Here is an 18,553-nt window from a genome sequence, read left to right as displayed (position 1 = left end):
CCGGTTCCCGCTTTTGGGTCCGATGCTCTTTCCTCAGCGCACCACGAGAAGCGACGGGCCTGACGGCATGTCACTGTTCGTGCTGACCTCGCCGGCATGCGCACGTTCCTTCAGCAGCACGGTTGCGAGGCCGGCAATGCCGAGCAGGCCCTGCACGTAGAGCAGGGCAGAAAGCACGGAAGCGGCGAATTTCGTTTTCATCCTGTTCTTTCCTCAAAATTGGGGATTTACGGGCGCTTCAGGGGAACCCCCGAAGCGCCCGCGCCGCCAGCGGAGCCCCCCGTTGCGGCGCGGGCCTTCGGTCCTCTCGGCTGCAAGTTGCCGGAGGCGCCGCGCATCCTCAACGGCTCTAAGCCGCCCCCGCCAGAGGGGCTTGAGCCGGTCGACGCGCAGGCTGGAAACTGTCCAGACAATCCAGACCGTAGCGAAAACAGTGTTGGCTTCCGATCGTTCGTTGCCCGCTGTTTTCGTTACGTCAACTTTGCCCGTTCGCTGTATCCGGATCATGCCGCCGAGGCCGCGCTTTGTTGCAGCTCGGTTTCGGAGTCAGGTGGAATTCCTCTCAAACGAAAGACAATCGCGTATTCGTGCCGCGGTTTGGCTGATCCGCTTAGGCAAACACGCCGCCGCTGTCATGACGACGTCCAACAGCTGTAAGCCGCTTTGCACGGCGTTTTCTGTTAACCAGGGGAAACAGAATCGAAACACAAACGAGCATCTAGCGAAATCGGCTCGAAACATGACGCCCCGATAAGCCGGTCATCGAATTGAGCCGGCCCCGACCGGCAGAATAGGGGAGACATCATGTACACCGCCATTTCCGCCAAGCTCATCAACATCGCCGCCGCCGTCATCACCGGTGCTGCCTTGCTTGTCAGTGCCGGCAACAGCGCAGCCCACGCGGCCGCCAACAAGATCGTCGCGCGTGTGTCGCTGTCACAGCAGACCATGGAAATCCTGGTCGACGGCCGGCCGACATTCGCCTGGAAAGTCTCGACCGGCGACAGGACGCACGTCACGCCGACCGGTTCGTTCAAGCCGACCCGCATGCATGAAATGTGGTATTCGAAGAAATACGACAACGCCCCGATGCCGCATTCGGTGTTCTTCAGCGGCGGCTACGCCGTACATGCGACAAGCGCCATCAAGCGCCTCGGCCAGCCGGCCTCGCATGGCTGCGTGCGTCTGCATCCGGACAACGCCGCCGATTTCTATCAGCTCGTCGAGGTCTTCGGCCCGGCCAACACCAGCATCGTCATCGTCAAATGAGCGATGCTTTTCGTAGCTCCCAAGAAAGGCCGGAAATCCGGCCTTCTTTATTGTGCAATGTTAGTACAATCTAATCCGGCATCACCGGCATCAGCTTGGGGTCCGGCTTTTCGGCGTGATGCGGCAGGTCCTTGCTGGCGATAAACGTGTAGAACATCGGCACCACGAACAGCGTGAACATGGTTCCGACCAGGATGCCGGTGAAGATCACCAGGCCCATCGAATAGCGTGCCGCGGCACCAGCGCCGCTGGAGATGATCAGCGGCACCACTCCGAGCGCCATCGCCGCCGTCGTCATCAGGATCGGCCGCAGCCGCACCTTGGCCGACGCGATGATCGCATCGCGCCGCCGCATGCCGTGCATTTCACGCTGCTGGTTGGCGAACTCGACCAGAAGGATGCCGTGCTTGGTGATCAGGCCGATCAGCGTAATCAAGCCGACCTGGGTGTAGATGTTGAGCGTCGCGGGTGGAATGCTGAACTGCAAGCCGCTGATCATGAAAATCATGTTGAGATTCGGAAACATGTTGAGCGGCAATATGGCGCCGAAGATCGACAGCGGCACCGACATCATGATGATCAGCGGATCGCGGAAGCTTTCGAACTGTGCCGCCAGCACCAGGTAGATGACGAGCACAGCCGCCGTGAAGGCGATGATGATCGTGTAGCCCTGTTGCTTCTCCTGCCTCGACTGGCCGGTATAGTCGATGAAGAACGTGTCGGGCAGACTTTCCCTGGCGATATCCTCGATGGTCTTCAGCCCGTCACCGGTGGTGACGGTGGGCAATGGCAGAGCGGAAATCGTGGCGGAATTCAACTGGTTGAACTGCTCGATTGCCGCCGGCGACGCGTTGGTCGAGATCTTCACCACCGCCGAGAGCGGCACCATCTCGCCCGACACGCTGCGCACGAAATACTCCCCCAGCTTTTCGGGATTGTCGCGGAATTGCTGCGGTACCTGCGGGATGATGTCGTAACTGTTGGATTCGCGGTCGAATTGCGCCACCTCGGCGCCACCGACCAACAGGGTCAGCGTCCGGCCGATATCGGCGATCGGCAGGTTGAGTGCCGCGGCGCGATCGCGGTCGATCGTCACCGTCACTTCCGGCGCGTCGTAGGACATCGAATTCTGCACGGCGAGGAAGCGACCGGAGGCCTGCGCCTTGTTCTTGATGTTCTCGGCCGCCTCGTACACCTGGGAGGCCTCGCCGGTCGAGCGCACCACCATTGTGATTGGCAGGCCGCCGCCGGAGCCGGGCAGCGTCGGCGGCGCGAAGACGAAAGCCTCGACGCCTGCCACCTTGGCAAGGCGGGCAGTGATGTCTTCCTGAAGTTCCTTCGAGCTGCGCGCGCGCTCGGCCCAGTCCTTGAACGCGAAGCCGACGAAAGCGCTGTTCGTCGGGCCTTGGAACGCGACGGCGGAGAACCGCGCCCTGGTTTCGGGGATATCATTCACCAGCCCGAGAATCTGGTTCACATAAGTCTCGGTGTAGTCCGACGTCGCATAGCGTGGCGCGTTGACAATAGACAGCAAGAAGCCCTGGTCTTCTTCCGGCGCCAGTTCGCTCGAGGTCTTGGTGAACATGAAGCCGGTGGTGGCGACCAGCGCGAGGACGATCATCAGCGTCACCGGGCGATATTTCAGCGAGCCGGTGACCAGCCGCTCATAGACGTGTTCGACGCGCCCGAACGTATTGTCGACAATGCGCTGGAAGCGGCTGTGCGAGCCGGACCTCAGGATACGTGCCGACATCATCGGTGTGATGGTGAGGGCGACGACACCTGAAAGCACCACCGAGCCGGCAAGCGTCACCGCGAATTCGCGAAACAGTGCGCCTGTCAGGCCGCCGGTGAAGGCTAGCGGCGCGAACACCGCGGCCAGCGTTATCGTCATGGCAACGACGGCGGACGAGATCTCCCGCATGCCGTTGAAGGCCGCCTGCATCGGCGACAAGCCGTCTTCCTCCATGTGGCGGTGGATGTTTTCCACCACCACGATGGCATCGTCAACAACCAGCCCGATCGCCAGCACCATGGCCAGCAACGATAAGAGGTTGATCGAATAACCCAAAGAAAACAGCAGGAAACAGACGCCGATCAGCGACAGCGGAATGGTCACGATCGGCATCAGCACCGAGCGGAACGAGCCGAGGAAGAGCAGGATAACGACGATGACGATGGCGACCGCCTCGCCGATGGTCTTGAACACCTCCTCGATCGACGCGCTGATCTGCTCGGTCGAATCATAGACAATCTCGATCGTCATGCCGAGCGGCAGCGTCTCCTGGATGGTCGGCACAATCTTGTGGATCGCCGCCGCGGTGGTCAGCGGATTGGCGGCCGGCGTCGGAAAGATGGCGAGAAAGATGCCGGGCTTGCCGTTGAAGGTGACCCTGGTGTCGGTGTTCACCGCGGCGAGCTCGACGCGGGCCACGTCACGCAGTCTCACCACATTGCCGTCTTTCGAGCGGAGCGGAAGGGCAGCGAAAGCCTCCGGCGTCTGCAGGGTCGAGCGAACCGTGATCGAGGAAGCCACATATTCGTTTTCGGTATCGCCGGGCGCGGAGAGGAAATTCGATTCGTTGATGGCCGTCAGCACTTCCGCCGCCGTCACGCCGCGCGCCGCCAGTTTGATCGGGTCGATCCAGACACGCATCGAATATTCGGCGGCGCCGAAAATCTGCACGTCCGCAACACCTTCGACCGTCGAGATACGCGGCCGCACGACGCGCTCGATATATTCGGTGAGCTGTTCCGGCGTCATGTTCGGGTTCTGCATCGAGATGTACATCATCGCGAACTGCTGGCCGGTGCCCTTGACGATCACCGGGTCTTTGGTTTCGTCCGGCAGATCGCCGCGAACGCTCTGAACCTTCGACAAGACTTCGTTCAGCGCGACGTCGGGGTCGGAGCCGAGCTTCATCTGCACTGTCACGGTGCTGGATGACGGCCGGCTCGACGACGTGACATAATCGATGTTTTCGGTCGAAGCGACAGCACGCGCGATCGGCGCGGAAATGAACCCCTGGATCAGGTCGGCGCTGGCGCCGGGATAGGCCGTGGTGATCGTGATGGCCGTTTCTTCAACCTCTGGATACTGCCGGATCGAAAGGTTGAAGATGCCCTGAAAACCCAGAAGCAGGATCATGCAGGCAAGCACGGTCGAAAGAACCGGGCGGCGGATGAAGAGGTCGGAAAAGCTCATTGCTGGGCTGCCTGCTGGTTCCCCGGCTTGCTCGGATCGATCGTGTTGTCGACGGCAACGGACATGCCGTTGGAGAGCCGGTTCTGGCCGGCGGTAACGACTTCGTCGCCGGGCTGGATGCCTTCCAGGATCTCGACCAAGCCGGCGTTGTGGCGGCCTGGCTTGACGAACACCTGGGCGAGCACGAGCTGCGGCTTCGGTTCTTCCGCTGCCGGTTTGGCTTCCGCTGCCGGTTTGGCTGGGGTAGCGGCCGGCTTTTCTTCGGGTTTTGCGGCGGGTGCTTCGGCTGCGGGCTTGGCAGCATCTGCAGCCGGCTTTTCTTCCGGGTTCGCCTCGGGAGCCGCCCCGTTGGCTTCGGCGGATTTGGCCGGGCGCACCACGAAGACGAAGTCGCCGTACAGGCTGGAAGTCAGTGCCGTCTGCGGCAGCGCCAGCACGTTGTTCTCCTCGGGCAGTTCGACGCGCACCTGGACGAACTGGCCCGGCGTCAGCTTGCCTTCGGGATTGCCGACCTCCGCCCTCACCGTCACCAGCCGGCTGGTCGGGTCGATCTTCGGATCGATACCGCGGATGCTACCGGCGAACGGCATGTCGCCGCCGCCGACGCCCAGCCGCACCGTCTGTCCGATCTTCAGCTGCGGAAGCTGCTGCTCCGGCACGGTGAAATCGACACGCATCGTATCCAAGTCCTGCAAGGTCACCACAGCGGTGCCGGGTGTGAGATACTGGCCAAGGTCGATTTTCGGAATACCGACGGTACCCTTGAAGGGGGCCGTCAACTGCTTTTGGTCGAGCACCGCTTGCAGCTTGTTTACCTGCGCGGCGGACACCGATGCCGCTGCCTGCGCGGTGTCGAGCGTAGCGTCGGTGCCGACCCCGCGCTTCTGCAGCTCAAGAGCGCGCATCAGTGTCGTCTGGTCGGATGTGGCTTGCGCCCTTGACGCCACGAGATCGGCTCGCTCGACTTCATCGTCGAGCTGCAGCAGGACGGCGTTGGCGGCGACCTTCTGATTGGCATGAAACAGGATGTCCTTGACGATGCCGGCGGTTTCGACCGTCAGGTCGACGCCGCGTACGGCACTGACAGTGCCGATAGCTTCGATGCCTGGTGTCCAGGACATCGGTTTGACGATGACCGTCGACACGGTCGCGGCAGGCGGCTTCATGGTGGCGAAGAACTGTTTGGTCGCCATGTCGTGAAACAGGTTGAAACCGACGATGCCGCCGCACACCAGCACGAGCAGAATGAAGGCGATGATGAAGCGCTTGATCACGAACAGTCCCCTCGGCCATGGCCCAGCATAACGGTCGGACGACCGGAACACATACCTGTGACTGGTCCCAATTTCAAATGACGGCAATCTTACTGTACCGTCTGGACGGTCTTGTCAATTCCGCTTAAGCTAATGAATGGGGAACGATTGATGAAGGCCCGCAGAACAAATTCGCGCGAGAAGATCCTCGCCGCCGCCGCCGACGTGGCGCGCGAGACGGGTCCCGGCAGCCTGTCGCTGGATGCGGTCGCCAGCCGTGCCGGCGTGTCGAAGGGTGGTCTTCTCTACAATTTCCCGACCAAGGCGAAATTGATGCAGGCGCTGGTGGAGGATTACCTCAGCGCGTTCCAACAGGCGCTTGAGGCCGCCCGCACCAACGGCGTCAGCGGTGAGAGCCCGCTTGCGGCCTATATCAGGCTTTCGGCCGAGCATGCCGAGGAGTCGAAACCGTCGGCGACCTGGATATTTTCGGCGATTGCCGAGGATCCCGATTTCCTGACGCCGATAAAATCGTTCAGGCGGCAAGTGTTCGAGCGGCTGAAGGAGGAGACGCCGAATCTCAAGGCGCTGCTGGTCTGCTATCTCGCTATCGAAGGGCTTCGCAGCATGAACCTGTTCGGTTCGGACATTCTCTCCGCCGACGAGCGCCGGTTGCTGATATCGACCCTGCTGGAGATCGCGGAATAGATCAGGAACCACCGTCCAGCACTATCTGCTCCAATCTCAAAGTGCTCTGCCGTCACACAGGCTTCATTGTGCCGACATAGCGTCCTCCCATTCTTTGCTGCAACGCAAGAGGAGTGGGGTATGGTCGATATTGTTTCCAGCGAAGCAGGAATTCCAAGGCCGGAGCATCCGCTCGACCGGCCAAACAGCACCGGCAAATGGTTTCTGCCGGCCTTTGCCGTCATCATCCTGGGCGGCCTTGCCTATGTCGGCTACGCGCTCAGCCAGGACCTGACCAGCACCGTCGCGGTGCCGTGGATTCTGCTTGGCCTGGCGCTGCTGATCGCGCTCGGCTTCGAATTCGTCAACGGTTTTCACGACACCGCCAATGCGGTGGCAACGGTGATCTACACCCATTCCATGCCGGCCGAGCTTGCAGTGATGTGGTCCGGCTTTTTCAACTTCCTCGGCGTGCTCACCGCCAGCGGGGCGGTCGCCTTCGGCATCATTTCGCTGCTGCCGGTCGAACTGATCCTTCAGGTCGGATCAAGCTCCGGGCTGGCCATAGTCTTCGCGCTGCTGGTCGCAGCGATCATGTGGAACCTCGGAACCTGGTATCTCGGCCTGCCTGCCTCGAGCTCGCACACGCTGATCGGTTCGATCATCGGCGTCGGCCTCGCCAACCAGTTCACGGCGCCGGCCGGTTCCATCACCAGCGGCATCGACTGGTCGCAGGCAAGCAATGTCGGCCTGTCGCTTCTGATCTCGCCGCTGGTCGGGTTTTGCCTGGCTGGGCTGCTGCTTCTGGTGATGAAGCTGCTGGTCAGGAACCGCGAGCTTTACGAGGCGCCGAAGTCGAGCGCTCCGCCGCCGCTGTGGATCCGGGCGCTGCTCATCTTCACCTGCACGGGCGTCAGCTTTGCCCACGGCTCCAATGACGGGCAAAAGGGCATGGGCCTCATCATGCTCATCCTGATCGGCGTGGTGCCGACCGCCTTCGCGCTCAACCGCACACCGGACGTGAACTATCTCGAAGCTTACAAGTCCGCAGCGACGCAGGTCGAAACGGTACTCGGCAAATACGTCAAGCCCGGCGTCGCCGTGACCGACGCGGCAACCGTGGTCGGTGACGCCGTTCGCACCAAGACCTGGAAGGACGAGACCACGCCTGCCCTGCAGAGCTTCATCCACGACACTAGCGCAATGTTGTCGCCCTATCCGTCCGTGGAAAAGCTGCCGACAACGCTGGTCAGCAACGCCCGCAACAACATCTATCTTATCGGTGAAGCGCTGAAACTGATCGACAAGAAGAAGCTGCTGCCGATGGAGGTCGACGACCTGAAGGCGGTGACGACCTATCACAAGGCGGTCGACAACGCGACGAAGTTCATCCCGCTCTGGGTCAAGGTCGCCATCGCGCTGGCGCTCGGCCTCGGCACCATGGTCGGCTGGAAGCGCATCGTCGTCACCGTCGGCGAGAAGATCGGCAAAAGCCATCTGACCTACGGCCAGGGTGCGTCCGCAGAGCTTGTTGCAATGGCGACCATCGCATCGGCCGACTATCTCGGCCTGCCGGTCTCGACCACCCATGTGCTGTCGTCGGGCGTTGCCGGCACCATGGCGGCGAACGGCTCGGGCCTGCAATGGTCGACAGTGCGCAACATGCTGATGGCCTGGATACTGACCCTTCCGGTCTCCATCTGTCTTGCCTTCGTGCTGTTCGTCATCTTCCGCCAGATATTCTGAGCGGGGATAGGACTTGGCCAGAATGTCGCGGCGCCGGCTCCGGCGCCGCCCGGATCCTGAACGTGCATTGTCTCGGCGGCGGCCATGAATGACGCATCGCATCTGACATTGCTTGCCGCGGACGACCAGCATCATGCCCCCGGGCTGGTCTGGGCCTATCATGCCGCTCCCGGCAAAGCTCCCGAATCGCTGGCGCCCCGGGACATAGAGGCCGCGCTGGCCTCACTGGACGGCTGGGTCTGGCTGCATGTCGACCTTGTCGACCGGCGCGCCCATTCCTGGGTCAGCCATGCCTGCGCGCTGCCGGCGTCGGCTCATGCAATCCTCGAAGGACATGAGGACAGCCTGGTGCTGGCGCATGAGAATGGCGTCGTCCACGGCATTTCCGCCGACCTGCATGGCGAGATCGCCCATCAGTCGACGACCATCGGCAGATTGCATTTTGCGGTCTCGGAGCGGCTGCTGGTCACCGGCCGGCGCCATCCGCTGGCGGCGGTGGAGGAAGTGCACACCGCCCTTGCCGCAGGGCTGCGGCCCGCCACAGCATTCGAGCTGTTCGAAACGCTGGTCATGGCTTTTTGCAAGACCACCAGCCTGCGGCTCGCCGCGGCGACGAAGCGGCTCGATGCGGTCGAGGACCATCTCGTGACCGAGCGGCTTGCCGACGAAAGACGACAGCTGAAGGATGTGCGCCGCCTTGCCGTATCCTTGCATCGGCCGATCTCGGCCCTGGCAGCACTTTTCCAGGATGAAGACCGTTCCGCCTGGAACCTTTCCGCCGGCGCACATGAAGTTCTGCGCCGGCTTGCTGCCCGCCTGGAACGGCTCGACCGCGAGGTCGTCATGATCAACGACCGGGCAAGGCTGCTGCAGGAGGAGCTTGCGGCCGAGCTTGCCGACGAATCGAACCGCAGCCTCAAGGCGCTGGCAGTGATGAGCGCACTGCTTTTGCCGGGCACCCTGATCGTCGGCATATTTGGCATGAACACCGGCGGGCTGCCATTCACCGACAGCCCCAGCGGCTTCATCCTGGCGATGCTGCTCGCGGTCGGCGCGACCGGCCTGTTCTACTGGCTTCTACTGTGCGCCGGCGCCAAACTGCGGTTCTGAGGCCGACTAATGGCGGCGTTCGTTCGCCTGTATGCAAAGTACGGGCTGGCACGTCGAAACCACGCCGTCCCGCCTTCCGAAAATCGGTTCCGATTTTCGGGCCGATGCGCTAGAGCCTTTCGGGATTGAACCGTGCCTTTAACCCGGAAAGGCTCCCGCCGCTGCCCATGCCCCATCTTCCCGAGCATCTTCTCACCGGCTACCGCAATTTCATGAGTGGCCGCTATCTCACCGAAAGCGGGCGTTATCGCGCACTGGCCCGGGAAGGCCAGGCACCGGAAACTATGATCGTCGCCTGCTGCGATTCCCGCGCTGCGCCCGAAGCGATCTTCGATGCCGGGCCGGGCGAACTGTTCGTGCTGCGCAATGTCGGCAATCTGGTGCCGCCCTATGCGCCCGACGATCAGTTCCACTCGACATCGGCAGCGCTCGAATTTGCCGTGCAGAGCCTCAAGGTCAAGAACATCGTGGTGATGGGCCACGGCCGCTGCGGCGGCATCCGCGCGGCACTCGACACCACGGCCGCGCCGTTGTCGCCGGGTGATTTCATCGGCAAATGGATGAGCCTGATCGCGCCGGCGGCCGAGACCGTATCGTCCAGCACCTTCATGACCGCGACCGAGCGCCAGACCGCGCTGGAGCGCATATCGATCCGATATTCCATCGCCAATCTGCGTACCTTCCCTTGCGTCTCGATCCTCGAAGGCAAGGGGCGGCTATCGCTGCACGGCGCCTGGTTCGATATTTCGACCGGTGAGCTTTGGGTGATGAACAAGGAGACCGGCGATTTCGAGCGGCCGGAGACGGAGTAGGAGACAAGGGCATGGTGCGAATTCCGGTCGCGTTCGCGGCGGCAGCACTGCTGTGCTCGGCAGATTTCGCCCGCGCCGACGACAGCGCGATCATCGACCGCTGGTATTCGGCACTGCTCGTCGCCGACCGCACCGAATTGTCGGACCTGCTCGCCGACGACGTCCGCATCAAGCTCGACGACCTCGGCGTCGTGCAAAGCAAGCAGGAATTCATCGCTTCGATCGCCGAGTGGCAAGGCGCCGTCGCCGGCGCCGAAATCCGCCACCGGATCGAGAAGACCGAGGGCGGCGTCACCACTGTGATCGCCTGCTATGATTTTCCCAGCAACGACATGCTGATGCAGGAGACCTTTGCGGTCGCCAACGACCAGATCACCGCCAGTTCGCAAGCCGCGATCGCGGAAAACTGCGACGGCTACTGAGGAAATCATGAACGGGGCGTGCTGTTGCGTGGAACCGGCCGGCGCCTTACATCGGTGACGATCCGCTTCTCCCACCCACTCAGCGAAAGTTTGCCCATGCCGTCCACCGTCGACCTCGCCGCCCATCCGCTGACCGCATGGCAAGGGCCGCTCGGCCTGCCCGATTTCACGCGCATCGGCGACGGCGATTTTTCTCCGGTCTTCGACGCGGCCCTGAAGGCGCATGAGGCCGAGATCGAGGCGATTGCCGGCAACGGCGAGACGCCGACCATCGACAATACACTTGCCGCACTCGAACTCGCCGGCGAGGCTCTCGACCATGTCTCGTCGATCTTCTGGTGCCGCGCCGGCGCCCACACCAATGAGGCGATCCAGGCGCTGGAGCGCGACATCTCGCCAAAAATGTCGCGGCATTTCTCGGCGATTTCGATGAATGAGCGACTGTTTGCCCGCATCGACGATCTCTATCAGCGCCGCGATGCTTTGAAGCTCGATGCCGAAACGCTGCGCGTACTGGAAAAGACCTGGAAAAACTTCGTCCGCTCCGGTGCCAAGCTCGACGCCGAAGGCAAGAAGCGGCTGGCGTCGATCAACGAGGAATTGTCGTCGCTCGGCACCAATTTCGGCCAGAACCTGCTTGCCGACGAGCGCGACTGGGCGCTGTTCCTCGACGAGGCTGACCTTGCCGGGGTGCCGGAATTCCTGAAAAGCTCGATGGCGGAAGCCGCCGAGATGCGCGGCCAGAAGGGCCGCTACGCCGTCACCTTGTCGCGTTCGATCTACGAGCCGTTCTCGACCTTCTCAGAACGCCGAGACCTGCGCGAGACGGCGTTCCGCGCCTTCATCATGCGTGGCCAGAATGGCGGCGCCACCGACAACACGGACGTAGTGCGCGACATGCTGCGCCTGCGCGCCGAAAAGGCGAAGCTGCTCGGCTACGAATCATATGCCGCGTTGAAGCTCGACGACACAATGGCCAAGACGCCGGAGGCGGTGCATACGCTGCTCGACCCGGTTTGGAAAAAGGCATTGGAGAAGGCCGCCGCCGACCAGGCCGAATTGCAGCGGCTGGCGGCCGAGGCCGGCAGCAATGAAAAATTCGCCGCCTGGGACTGGCGCTTCTATCAGGAGAAGCTGCGCGCCGAGAAATTCGCTTTCGACGAGGCCGAACTGAAGCCGTATCTGCAGCTCGACCGCATCATCGACGCCTGTTTCGACGTGGCGACACGATTGTTCGGCATTTCTTTCGAGGAAAAGAAGGGCATTGCCACCTGGCATCCGGACGCACGTGTTTTCGTCGTGAAGAATGCCGACGGCAGCGAGCGCGGCCTTTTCCTCGCCGATTATTTCGCGCGACCCTCGAAACGCTCCGGCGCCTGGATGAGTGCACTCAAATCCGGCTATAAGCTTGGTCCTGGCTCGAAGCCGGTCATCTACAATATCATGAATTTCGCCAAGCCGCCGGCCGGCGAGGCCGCCTTGCTGTCGGTCGATGAAGCCAAGACGCTGTTCCACGAATTCGGTCATGCCCTGCACGGCATGCTGACCGACGTCACCTGGCCGTCGGTCGCTGGCACCTCGGTCAGCCGCGATTTCGTCGAGCTGCCTTCGCAGCTCTACGAACACTGGCTGACGGTACCGGCGGTGCTGGAAAAACATGCGCTGCATGTCAGGACCGGCAAGCCGATGCCAAAGGCGCTGGTCGACAAGATGCTGGCGGCGCGCACCTTCGGCGCCGGCTTCGCCACGGTCGAGTTCACCGCCTCGGCCTTGGTCGACATGGCCTACCATGCGCGCCCGGAGGCGCCGCAAGAGCCGCTTCGTTTCGAAGCCGAAACGCTCGAAAGGCTCAATATGCCGGACACCATCGCGATGCGTCACCGCACTCCGCATTTCGGCCATATCTTTGCAGGCGATGGCTATTCGGCCGGCTATTATTCCTACATGTGGTCGGAAGTGCTCGACGCCGACGCCTTCGCCGCCTTCGAGGAAGCAGGCGATCCGTTCAACCCGGCGCTGGCCGAGCGGCTGCGCAAGAACATCTACGCCGCCGGCGGCTCGAAGGACCCCGAAGAACTCTACACCGCCTTCCGCGGCAAGATGCCTTCACCGGAAGCAATGATGGCCAAGCGCGGACTGGTCTAAGCCTTGCCCGGCCCTTCTCGGGCCGGCTCGGCCTCACCGGCCGCGGCTGTCTCGTTGAGGAAGCCGGCGATCCGCTCCGCCGTCTTGGTCGTGGCAAAGGAGAGCAATCGGCCGCGATGGACCACGGGCTCGCCGCTCTCATTGTCCCAGATATCGAACCGGCAGCTTGGGTTCGCTATGGCTTCGAAGCGGTCCTTCATATCGACAGCTCCGGTCATGGTGTCGCCACGGGTGCCAGAGATTGAGCGGTGCGCCCGACGGTACTCGCGCCTTGCTGCGTTTGCGTGAAGCAGACGCCGCGCTGCAGCATCGGCAGGATTGCCGCCGGCACGTCGGCAACAAGACATGCCGTCGACACGTGGCCGCTGAGAAACCCCGCCTCCTCGAGATGATCGAGCAGGTCGAGCCAGGGCGACCAGAAACCGAAGAAGTCGGCGACCAGGATCGGCTTGTCGTGCCGGTCGAGCTTGCGCCAGGTCATCACTTCGGCCAGTTCCTCGATGGTGCCGATTCCGCCCGGCAGCGCTACAAATGCATCCGCATAGTCGAACATCAGCCGCTTGCGCATGTGCATGTCCGGAACCGCTATGATTTGGGCGACGCCGCGCGGCATCCGCATCCGCTCCAGAAGGAAGTGCGGCGCAATCGCGATCACCTCGCCGCCGGCGTCTGCCGCCGCGGAAGCCACGGCGCCCATCAACCCTTCACCGCCGCCGCCATAGACGAGGCGGATGCCGGCACTGCCGATTTCGCGGCCCAGCGCCGCGGCCGCTTGCGCGAGGCGCCGGTCGTTGCCGGCGCGGGCGCCGCCGAACACGCAGACGGTGCCGATACGGGTCTGCGTCGGATAGAGCAGCCCCTCCAGGGAAGGCGCATCGTCGTCATTGAAAATTCCGAACATGGCTCTGTCTCCATTTGGCTTCAGTTGAACGATGGTCCTGCGGGCGCGGCTCTAGTCGCCCTGCCCCGCCGCGGCGGAACGGGTTGGTGGGCTTTCGCCGGCGTCGGCAAACAGCAGAAGGTCGGCCCTCGCCCACAGCGCGTAGCAGGCGAGCAATGTCAGCGGCGCGGTGACAAGGGCGGGTGAGGCCCCCGACCACACTTCAGGCACGGCGGAGCCGGCCGAAAGGGCTGCCGCCAATGCCGCAGGCAGGCGGCTGGCCAACACTGCGCTGCGGAACGGATCGGGCCACCTGGCCGGCCAACCGGGCACAATCATGCCGGACACGGCGCTGCCGAATTTTCCCAACGCATGCAGCAGTCCGGCAGTCGCAGCCAGCACCGGTTGGCCGAGCAGGAACAGCGCTACGCCGAGCCCGATCGCGCCGAGCCCCGACAGGAGATCGGCGCGCCGGTTAAGCGCCGGATCGGGGACATCGCGGCCAGCCCAGGCGCGGTGATAGACTTCGCCGCTGCAGAAGAAGATCGACGTCGCCAGCGTCAACGCCACGGCGCTGCCGCTGCCGGCAAAATAGTCGAACAGGGTGCCGGCACCCCATTCAGGGCCGGTGGCGAGCTGCATCGCCACGCCCATTGCCAGCCCCAGCGCGTTGCCAAGATTGTAGTAGCCGCCCGGACCGGAAATGCGCGCCCGGATGGCAGCCGCAAATCGCGACACCGCCCGGGCGGTCCGACTGGGGCCGGCAGATTTCGGTTTTAAGTCGATAATCGACGGCTCGAAGGAGAGGCGATCGACCAGCCCGGAGGCATCACGCCAGCTGGCCGGCGCGTCGTTCCAGATTGAAAGCGCGAAATGCCGGCCGAACGGCGCACGGTCGTTGTCGAATTGCATTGGGTCCTCCTTTTCAGCTGCGGTGGCATTTGACGGCACGATGAGCGGGCGTTTGCTACGGGCGGTCATGGCGAGACGAGCCCCACGGCCATGACCAATGCGACGGTGGACAGGATGAGCCCGGAGATGAGATCGAAGATGCGCAGGCTGGCACGGCTGCGCAGCAGCGGCGCCACGAGGCCGCCGCCGAGCGCATAGCCGTAACAGCCGAGCGCCGACATCAGGATCAGCGTCACCATGAATTCGAGCTGCGTACCACTCGCAGCGAAAGACTGGCCGAACGCCGCCGGCACGAACAGCCGCTCGACGTAGGTCAGCGGGTTCATCCCGACCACGCCCATGACGCGGGCTACGCAGGAGCGGCTGGTCTCGGCCTTGCCGGAGCGGTCCTCGGCCTCGCCGACGGCCAATGCTGCACGAAAGGATTTCACCGCAAACCAGGAGACCGCCGCCAGGCCAAGCCAGGAGAGCGCCGTTCCGAGTGAGGGATCGAGGCCGGCGATCGAGCTGCCGAGCATATAGGAGATGGCGATCAGGGCGACATAGGTCGCCCACACCAGGCTCGCCACGAACATCACCCGCCCGCGCAGCAAGCCTTCCCTGATCATCATCAGGTTGTTCGGCCCTATCGAGGCCATCGAGGCCATGCCGAGCGCAAGCCCAGCCTGGAATCCGCTCGCGTCGGCAAAGCTCATGGAGCTCCCTCCAGCGATGATATGACGGGATCGGCCGGATTCGCCGGCCCGGGCGAGGTGACGAGATAGAGGATGGTGCCGAGCATCATCATCGCGCCGAGAGCCCCCATGGGCGAGATCCGCTCACCGAGAAAAAGGGCGGCGCCAGTCGCGCCGAACAGGCTTTCGGCGCTGACGATCACCGCTGCGTGGCTGGCAGAGGTAAAGCGCTGGGCAACGGTCTGGATGCCGAAGCCGGCGGCAGTCGAGAACACGCCGAGCACAAGCAGTTGCGGCCAGGCATCGAGTGCCGTCGCGACCGACAAATTGCCATGCGAGAGGGCTAGCGGCAGGGTGACCGCCGCAGTGCCGAGGAACTGCGCCGCCATGGTGGCAAACGGGCGCCCATGGGTTTGCATGTGGCGGCCGAGCTCGACCGTCCACAATGCATAGCATGCGGCCGACAGCACCACCGTCGTGTCGCTGCCATTGAAGCCGGCGATGCCGCCAGACAATAGCAGCGCGCCGATCAGGGTCATGCCGGCGGCAAACCCGACCGTCGCGGTCAGCCGCTCCCCGACCAGAACCCACGCTGCAACCGGCGTCATCACGGTCGCGGTGCTGATCAGGAAGCTGGCATTGGTGACCGAGGTGCCGAGATAGGCAATCTGCTGCAGAACGATCGAAATGGCGAATAGCGCGCCGACCCTTGCCAAGCTGGCGCGAAAACCTTTGGTCTTCGCTACCCGGCTTTCTCCAATCATCAGCGGCAGCACCAGAAGTCCGGCGATCAGGCAGCGCATGCCGGCCGCGCTCAGCGGGTCGAGATATCCGAGCACAGTCTTCTGCGAGACATTGCCGAAACCCCACAAAGCGGCGGCAAGCAGGAGAAGCAGGTTGGCGTGAAGCTTCGACATCGGCTCTTCCCCCTAGAGCCGATTGCAGACATGTGCCGATTCAAGCTGTTTGCGAGAGCCTGGCGGGCTTCGGCCGGCACGCCCTGAAGACGCGCTGGAACTGCGCTTGCAGGCTGCCGGCGGTGCTGTGTGCCGGCCGCGCTGAGAACTTTTGGAACCGCTCTGCGCGCTCGGTCCGGCGTCGCGGATTTTGTCTCGAAGTGCTGAAGTAGCCGCCATTTCAAACCCCCGCCGCCTGATCGATGGACACAGGCGAAGGGCCTGCGGCAATCGACTTTTATCGACGGGGTGAGGTTCCGATAACGTGGCTTACGGATGGCTTACGGGGCGTTTTTCGAGGTGGTCATGGTGCCGAAGCGACGCTCAGCGCAGCAAGGTTAGGGGGTCGTTCGGAAGGTTGGAGAAGGAGGCAACGCCCTCTGGCCTGCCGGACGAGCGACCTGAGAGGCTGATCTTTGCCGCCCGATGCCTAACGCGTTCGTAAACGCCGGTCGATGGCCGCAAGTCGCGAGCGGCCTTCTCTCGGCGTCGCGAAATCGCCCCTGCCCGAGTAAGCTTGCGCAAGCGGAACAGCGCCCAAGGCCGCTGTCTTCGGCATGCAACCAGGCAAGGGGATTCGAAAAATCCGCTGGTGGAGCTGAGGAGGATCGAACTCCTGACCTCGTCATTGCGAACGACGCGCTCTCCCAGCTGAGCTACAGCCCCGTCCAGCGGATGGGGCTTTTATCGGCCGCTGCGGTTTCCTGTCAAGACTGCGCTTGCTGCCGAATTCTCGCCTGCCGCTGGTCCGGCTTCGCCATGCGGCAGAGGCGGCTCTTGCCGCTTTCCCCTGCAGTGGCTACATGTCGGGCGTTCGCAAGGAGCAACCGATGATCGCAGTCTTTTACACGCTGCATGCCGCGATTAATATCTATTGGTATATTGTGATTGGCGCGGCTATCTTCTCTTGGCTTTACGCCTTCAACGTCGTCAATTCGCGTAACCAGCTTGTCGACTCGATCGGCAACATGCTCTATCGACTGACCGAGCCGGCATTGCGGCCGATCCGCCGCGTCCTCCCGGACCTTGGCGGCATCGATATCTCGCCGATCATCCTGTTGCTGGCGCTGACATTTATCAGCGTGTTCCTAGACACGACGGTTCAGCCGATGTTCGGTATCGGATCGATGTGAGTCACGGGACGAACCGTTTCTTTCGACCTCGCGCCGACGGCATCGACCTTTTCGTTCGGCTAACGCCGAAAGCGGCGATGGACAGGCTGGAGGGGATCGAAACATCGGCGGATGGGCGAAGCTATTTAAAAGCCCGCGTCCGCGCCGTGCCGGAAAACGGAGCCGCCAATCGAGCGCTGGAAAAGCTGGTCGGCAAAGCGCTTGGCGTGCCGGCATCGGGCGTCTCGATCGCCGCCGGCGGCACAGCTCGGCGGAAGACGCTGCGCGTGCTTGGCGATCCCGCGGCGCTGACCAAACGCATCGATACGCTGGGCTCGCCTGCGCCATGATCTCGGCTCGCTCACCTACCCCGCAGAAAAAAGGCCGGGCTGCGAAGCCCGGCCAGATGTGAAGGTCGAAAACCTTCAGAGGGGAACGCGCCGGACGAATGGGAGGAAACATCCGACGCGGATTGCATATGGGTTGGCGTCGACGACGTTTCAATGAGGTCGGGGGAACCGCCCTTCGCGATCAGGCTTTTAAACATTTCGACTATCTGATCAGCAGCTCGACGAGGCCGATCCGTCCTATCGCGACCGATGCGGCAGGACACCCACCGCAACCCGACCGGAAAGCTCAATATGACCGCTACTCGAGTTCTATTCTTCGACGTTCTGGGAACCGTCGTTGACTGGCGCAACGGTATTGCAAGGGAGGCTGGCGCCTTCCTCGCGCGAAACGGTGCACAGCAGGTCGATCCCGGTGAATTCGCGGATGCATGGGCGTTGCGCTATGACGCCTCGACCGAGGCGGTGCGGACGGGGCACCGGCCTTTCGTTTCACTCGACGTGATCAACAAGGAGAATCTGGACGCCGCCTTCGTCCAGTTCGGGCTAACCCCATCCGCGCTGCCGGCCACCGAACTTGAAGAACTCAATCTCGCCTGGCACCGGCTGGAGCCGTGGCCCGATTCGCTGAAAGGCCTTGCGAGGCTGAAGGAACGCTTCATCATCGCGCCCTTGTCGGGGGGCAATACCCGGCTGTTGCTGGACATGGCCAAGCGCGCCGGCCTGCCTTGGGACACCGTCCTTGGCTCGGATGTGTTCGGCACCTACAAGCCTGCGCCACAGGCTTATCTCCGCGCAGTGGAGATCCTGGGGGTGCGACCTTCGGAGGCCGTGTTAGTCGCCGCGCATAACGACGACCTGGCTGCGGCACGAAGGTGCGGTATCGGAACCGCTTTTGTTGCTCGTCCAAAAGAGCATGGTCCGGCGCAGACGACCGATCTCTCGCCTCGTGAGAGCTGGGACTTTGTGGCCGACGACCTTGTCCATCTCGCCCAAGTTCTCCCGTAGGCCGAGGGCAAAAAA

The 18,553-nt window shown here is 62.9% G+C and carries 18 protein-coding genes and 1 tRNA gene; 10 read left to right on the top strand and 9 right to left on the bottom strand.

Annotated features, from left to right (window positions below; genetic code table 11):
* Positions 1–33 precede the first annotated feature (33 nt).
* Entirely contained in the window at positions 34–201 is a 168-nt protein-coding gene (locus tag NKG95_RS00970; RefSeq protein ID WP_023721318.1) for a hypothetical protein, read from the bottom strand.
* Positions 202–804: 603 nt separating this feature from the next.
* Here NKG95_RS00970 and NKG95_RS00965 point away from each other — a divergent pair.
* Positions 805–1,269 (top strand): L,D-transpeptidase, encoded by a 465-nt coding sequence (locus NKG95_RS00965; protein ID WP_023721319.1) that lies wholly within the window; start codon positions 805–807, stop codon positions 1,267–1,269.
* A 70-nt stretch (positions 1,270–1,339) separates the two neighbouring features.
* Here NKG95_RS00965 and NKG95_RS00960 read toward each other — a convergent pair whose 3' ends face one another.
* Together NKG95_RS00960 and NKG95_RS00955 are read right to left on the bottom strand one after the other, a co-directional pair.
* Positions 1,340–4,474 carry an efflux RND transporter permease subunit gene (locus NKG95_RS00960; protein WP_353039695.1) on the bottom strand — a complete coding sequence of 1,045 codons (3,135 nt, stop codon included), beginning with the start codon at positions 4,472–4,474 and terminating at the stop codon, positions 1,340–1,342.
* Positions 4,471–5,748 carry an efflux RND transporter periplasmic adaptor subunit gene (locus NKG95_RS00955; RefSeq protein WP_502913911.1) on the bottom strand — a complete coding sequence of 426 codons (1,278 nt, stop codon included), beginning with the start codon at positions 5,746–5,748 and terminating at the stop codon, positions 4,471–4,473. The genes NKG95_RS00960 and NKG95_RS00955 overlap by 4 nt, the downstream gene beginning before the upstream one ends.
* A gap of 150 nt (positions 5,749–5,898) precedes the next feature.
* Here NKG95_RS00955 and NKG95_RS00950 point away from each other — a divergent pair, with 150 nt between their 5' ends.
* The 6 genes from NKG95_RS00950 to NKG95_RS00925 all read left to right on the top strand — a co-directional run bounded on the left by NKG95_RS00950 (position 5,899) and on the right by NKG95_RS00925 (position 12,649).
* Positions 5,899–6,435 (top strand): TetR/AcrR family transcriptional regulator, encoded by a 537-nt coding sequence (locus NKG95_RS00950; protein WP_352641294.1) that lies wholly within the window; start codon positions 5,899–5,901, stop codon positions 6,433–6,435.
* A 120-nt stretch (positions 6,436–6,555) separates the two neighbouring features.
* On the top strand, positions 6,556–8,160 hold the full coding sequence (locus NKG95_RS00945) for an inorganic phosphate transporter (protein ID WP_353039693.1): 1,605 nt from the start codon (positions 6,556–6,558) through the stop codon (positions 8,158–8,160).
* Positions 8,161–8,244: 84 nt separating this feature from the next.
* Entirely contained in the window at positions 8,245–9,270 is a 1,026-nt protein-coding gene (locus NKG95_RS00940; protein WP_023721323.1) for a transporter, read from the top strand.
* Between the two features lie 167 nt (positions 9,271–9,437).
* Complete coding sequence (locus NKG95_RS00935) at positions 9,438–10,082, top strand: carbonic anhydrase (protein ID WP_023721324.1); 645 nt, start codon at positions 9,438–9,440, stop codon at positions 10,080–10,082.
* A gap of 11 nt (positions 10,083–10,093) precedes the next feature.
* Positions 10,094–10,504, top strand: coding sequence for a hypothetical protein (locus NKG95_RS00930; protein WP_023721325.1), 411 nt, complete (start codon positions 10,094–10,096; stop codon positions 10,502–10,504).
* Positions 10,505–10,594: 90 nt separating this feature from the next.
* A complete protein-coding gene (locus NKG95_RS00925; protein WP_353039905.1) occupies positions 10,595–12,649 on the top strand; it encodes a M3 family metallopeptidase in 2,055 nt (684 codons plus the stop codon).
* Here the strand turns inward: NKG95_RS00925 and NKG95_RS00920 are convergent.
* From NKG95_RS00920 to NKG95_RS00895, 6 genes are all read right to left on the bottom strand, one after another.
* Entirely contained in the window at positions 12,646–12,867 is a 222-nt protein-coding gene (locus tag NKG95_RS00920; RefSeq protein WP_023721327.1) for a hypothetical protein, read from the bottom strand. The two genes, NKG95_RS00925 and NKG95_RS00920, sit on opposite strands and share 4 nt — an antisense overlap.
* On the bottom strand, positions 12,864–13,550 hold the full coding sequence (locus NKG95_RS00915; RefSeq protein WP_352494101.1) for an LOG family protein: 687 nt from the start codon (positions 13,548–13,550) through the stop codon (positions 12,864–12,866). Before NKG95_RS00915 ends, NKG95_RS00920 begins: the two co-directional genes overlap by 4 nt.
* Positions 13,551–13,601: 51 nt before the next feature.
* Entirely contained in the window at positions 13,602–14,441 is an 840-nt protein-coding gene (locus tag NKG95_RS00910; protein ID WP_031194636.1) for a hypothetical protein, read from the bottom strand.
* A 65-nt stretch (positions 14,442–14,506) separates the two neighbouring features.
* Positions 14,507–15,136, bottom strand: coding sequence for a LysE/ArgO family amino acid transporter (locus NKG95_RS00905; RefSeq protein WP_023721330.1), 630 nt, complete (start codon positions 15,134–15,136; stop codon positions 14,507–14,509).
* Positions 15,133–16,032 carry a DMT family transporter gene (locus NKG95_RS00900; RefSeq protein ID WP_023721331.1) on the bottom strand — a complete coding sequence of 300 codons (900 nt, stop codon included), beginning with the start codon at positions 16,030–16,032 and terminating at the stop codon, positions 15,133–15,135. Before NKG95_RS00900 ends, NKG95_RS00905 begins: the two co-directional genes overlap by 4 nt.
* A gap of 629 nt (positions 16,033–16,661) precedes the next feature.
* A tRNA-Ala gene (locus tag NKG95_RS00895) sits at positions 16,662–16,737 on the bottom strand.
* Positions 16,738–16,901: 164 nt separating this feature from the next.
* Between NKG95_RS00895 and NKG95_RS00890 the strand changes: the two genes are divergently transcribed.
* From NKG95_RS00890 to NKG95_RS00880, 3 genes are all read left to right on the top strand, one after another.
* On the top strand, positions 16,902–17,204 hold the full coding sequence (locus tag NKG95_RS00890) for a YggT family protein (RefSeq protein ID WP_292657287.1): 303 nt from the start codon (positions 16,902–16,904) through the stop codon (positions 17,202–17,204).
* A complete protein-coding gene (locus NKG95_RS00885) occupies positions 17,201–17,533 on the top strand; it encodes a DUF167 family protein (protein WP_353039691.1) in 333 nt (110 codons plus the stop codon). Before NKG95_RS00890 ends, NKG95_RS00885 begins: the two co-directional genes overlap by 4 nt.
* 249 nt (positions 17,534–17,782) lie before the next feature.
* The gene (locus NKG95_RS00880; protein ID WP_352788026.1) at positions 17,783–18,538 is read left to right on the top strand and encodes a haloacid dehalogenase type II; all 756 of its coding nucleotides are present in this window, start codon (positions 17,783–17,785) and stop codon (positions 18,536–18,538) included.
* Positions 18,539–18,553: the final 15 nt, after the last annotated feature.

Origin of the sequence: Mesorhizobium sp. M1423 (assembly GCF_040317575.1) — a bacterium.
Classification (GTDB): Bacteria; Pseudomonadota; Alphaproteobacteria; order Rhizobiales; family Rhizobiaceae; genus Mesorhizobium.
Note: the sequence above shows the minus strand (reverse complement) of the source record. Positions and strands in the feature narration are given on the sequence as shown.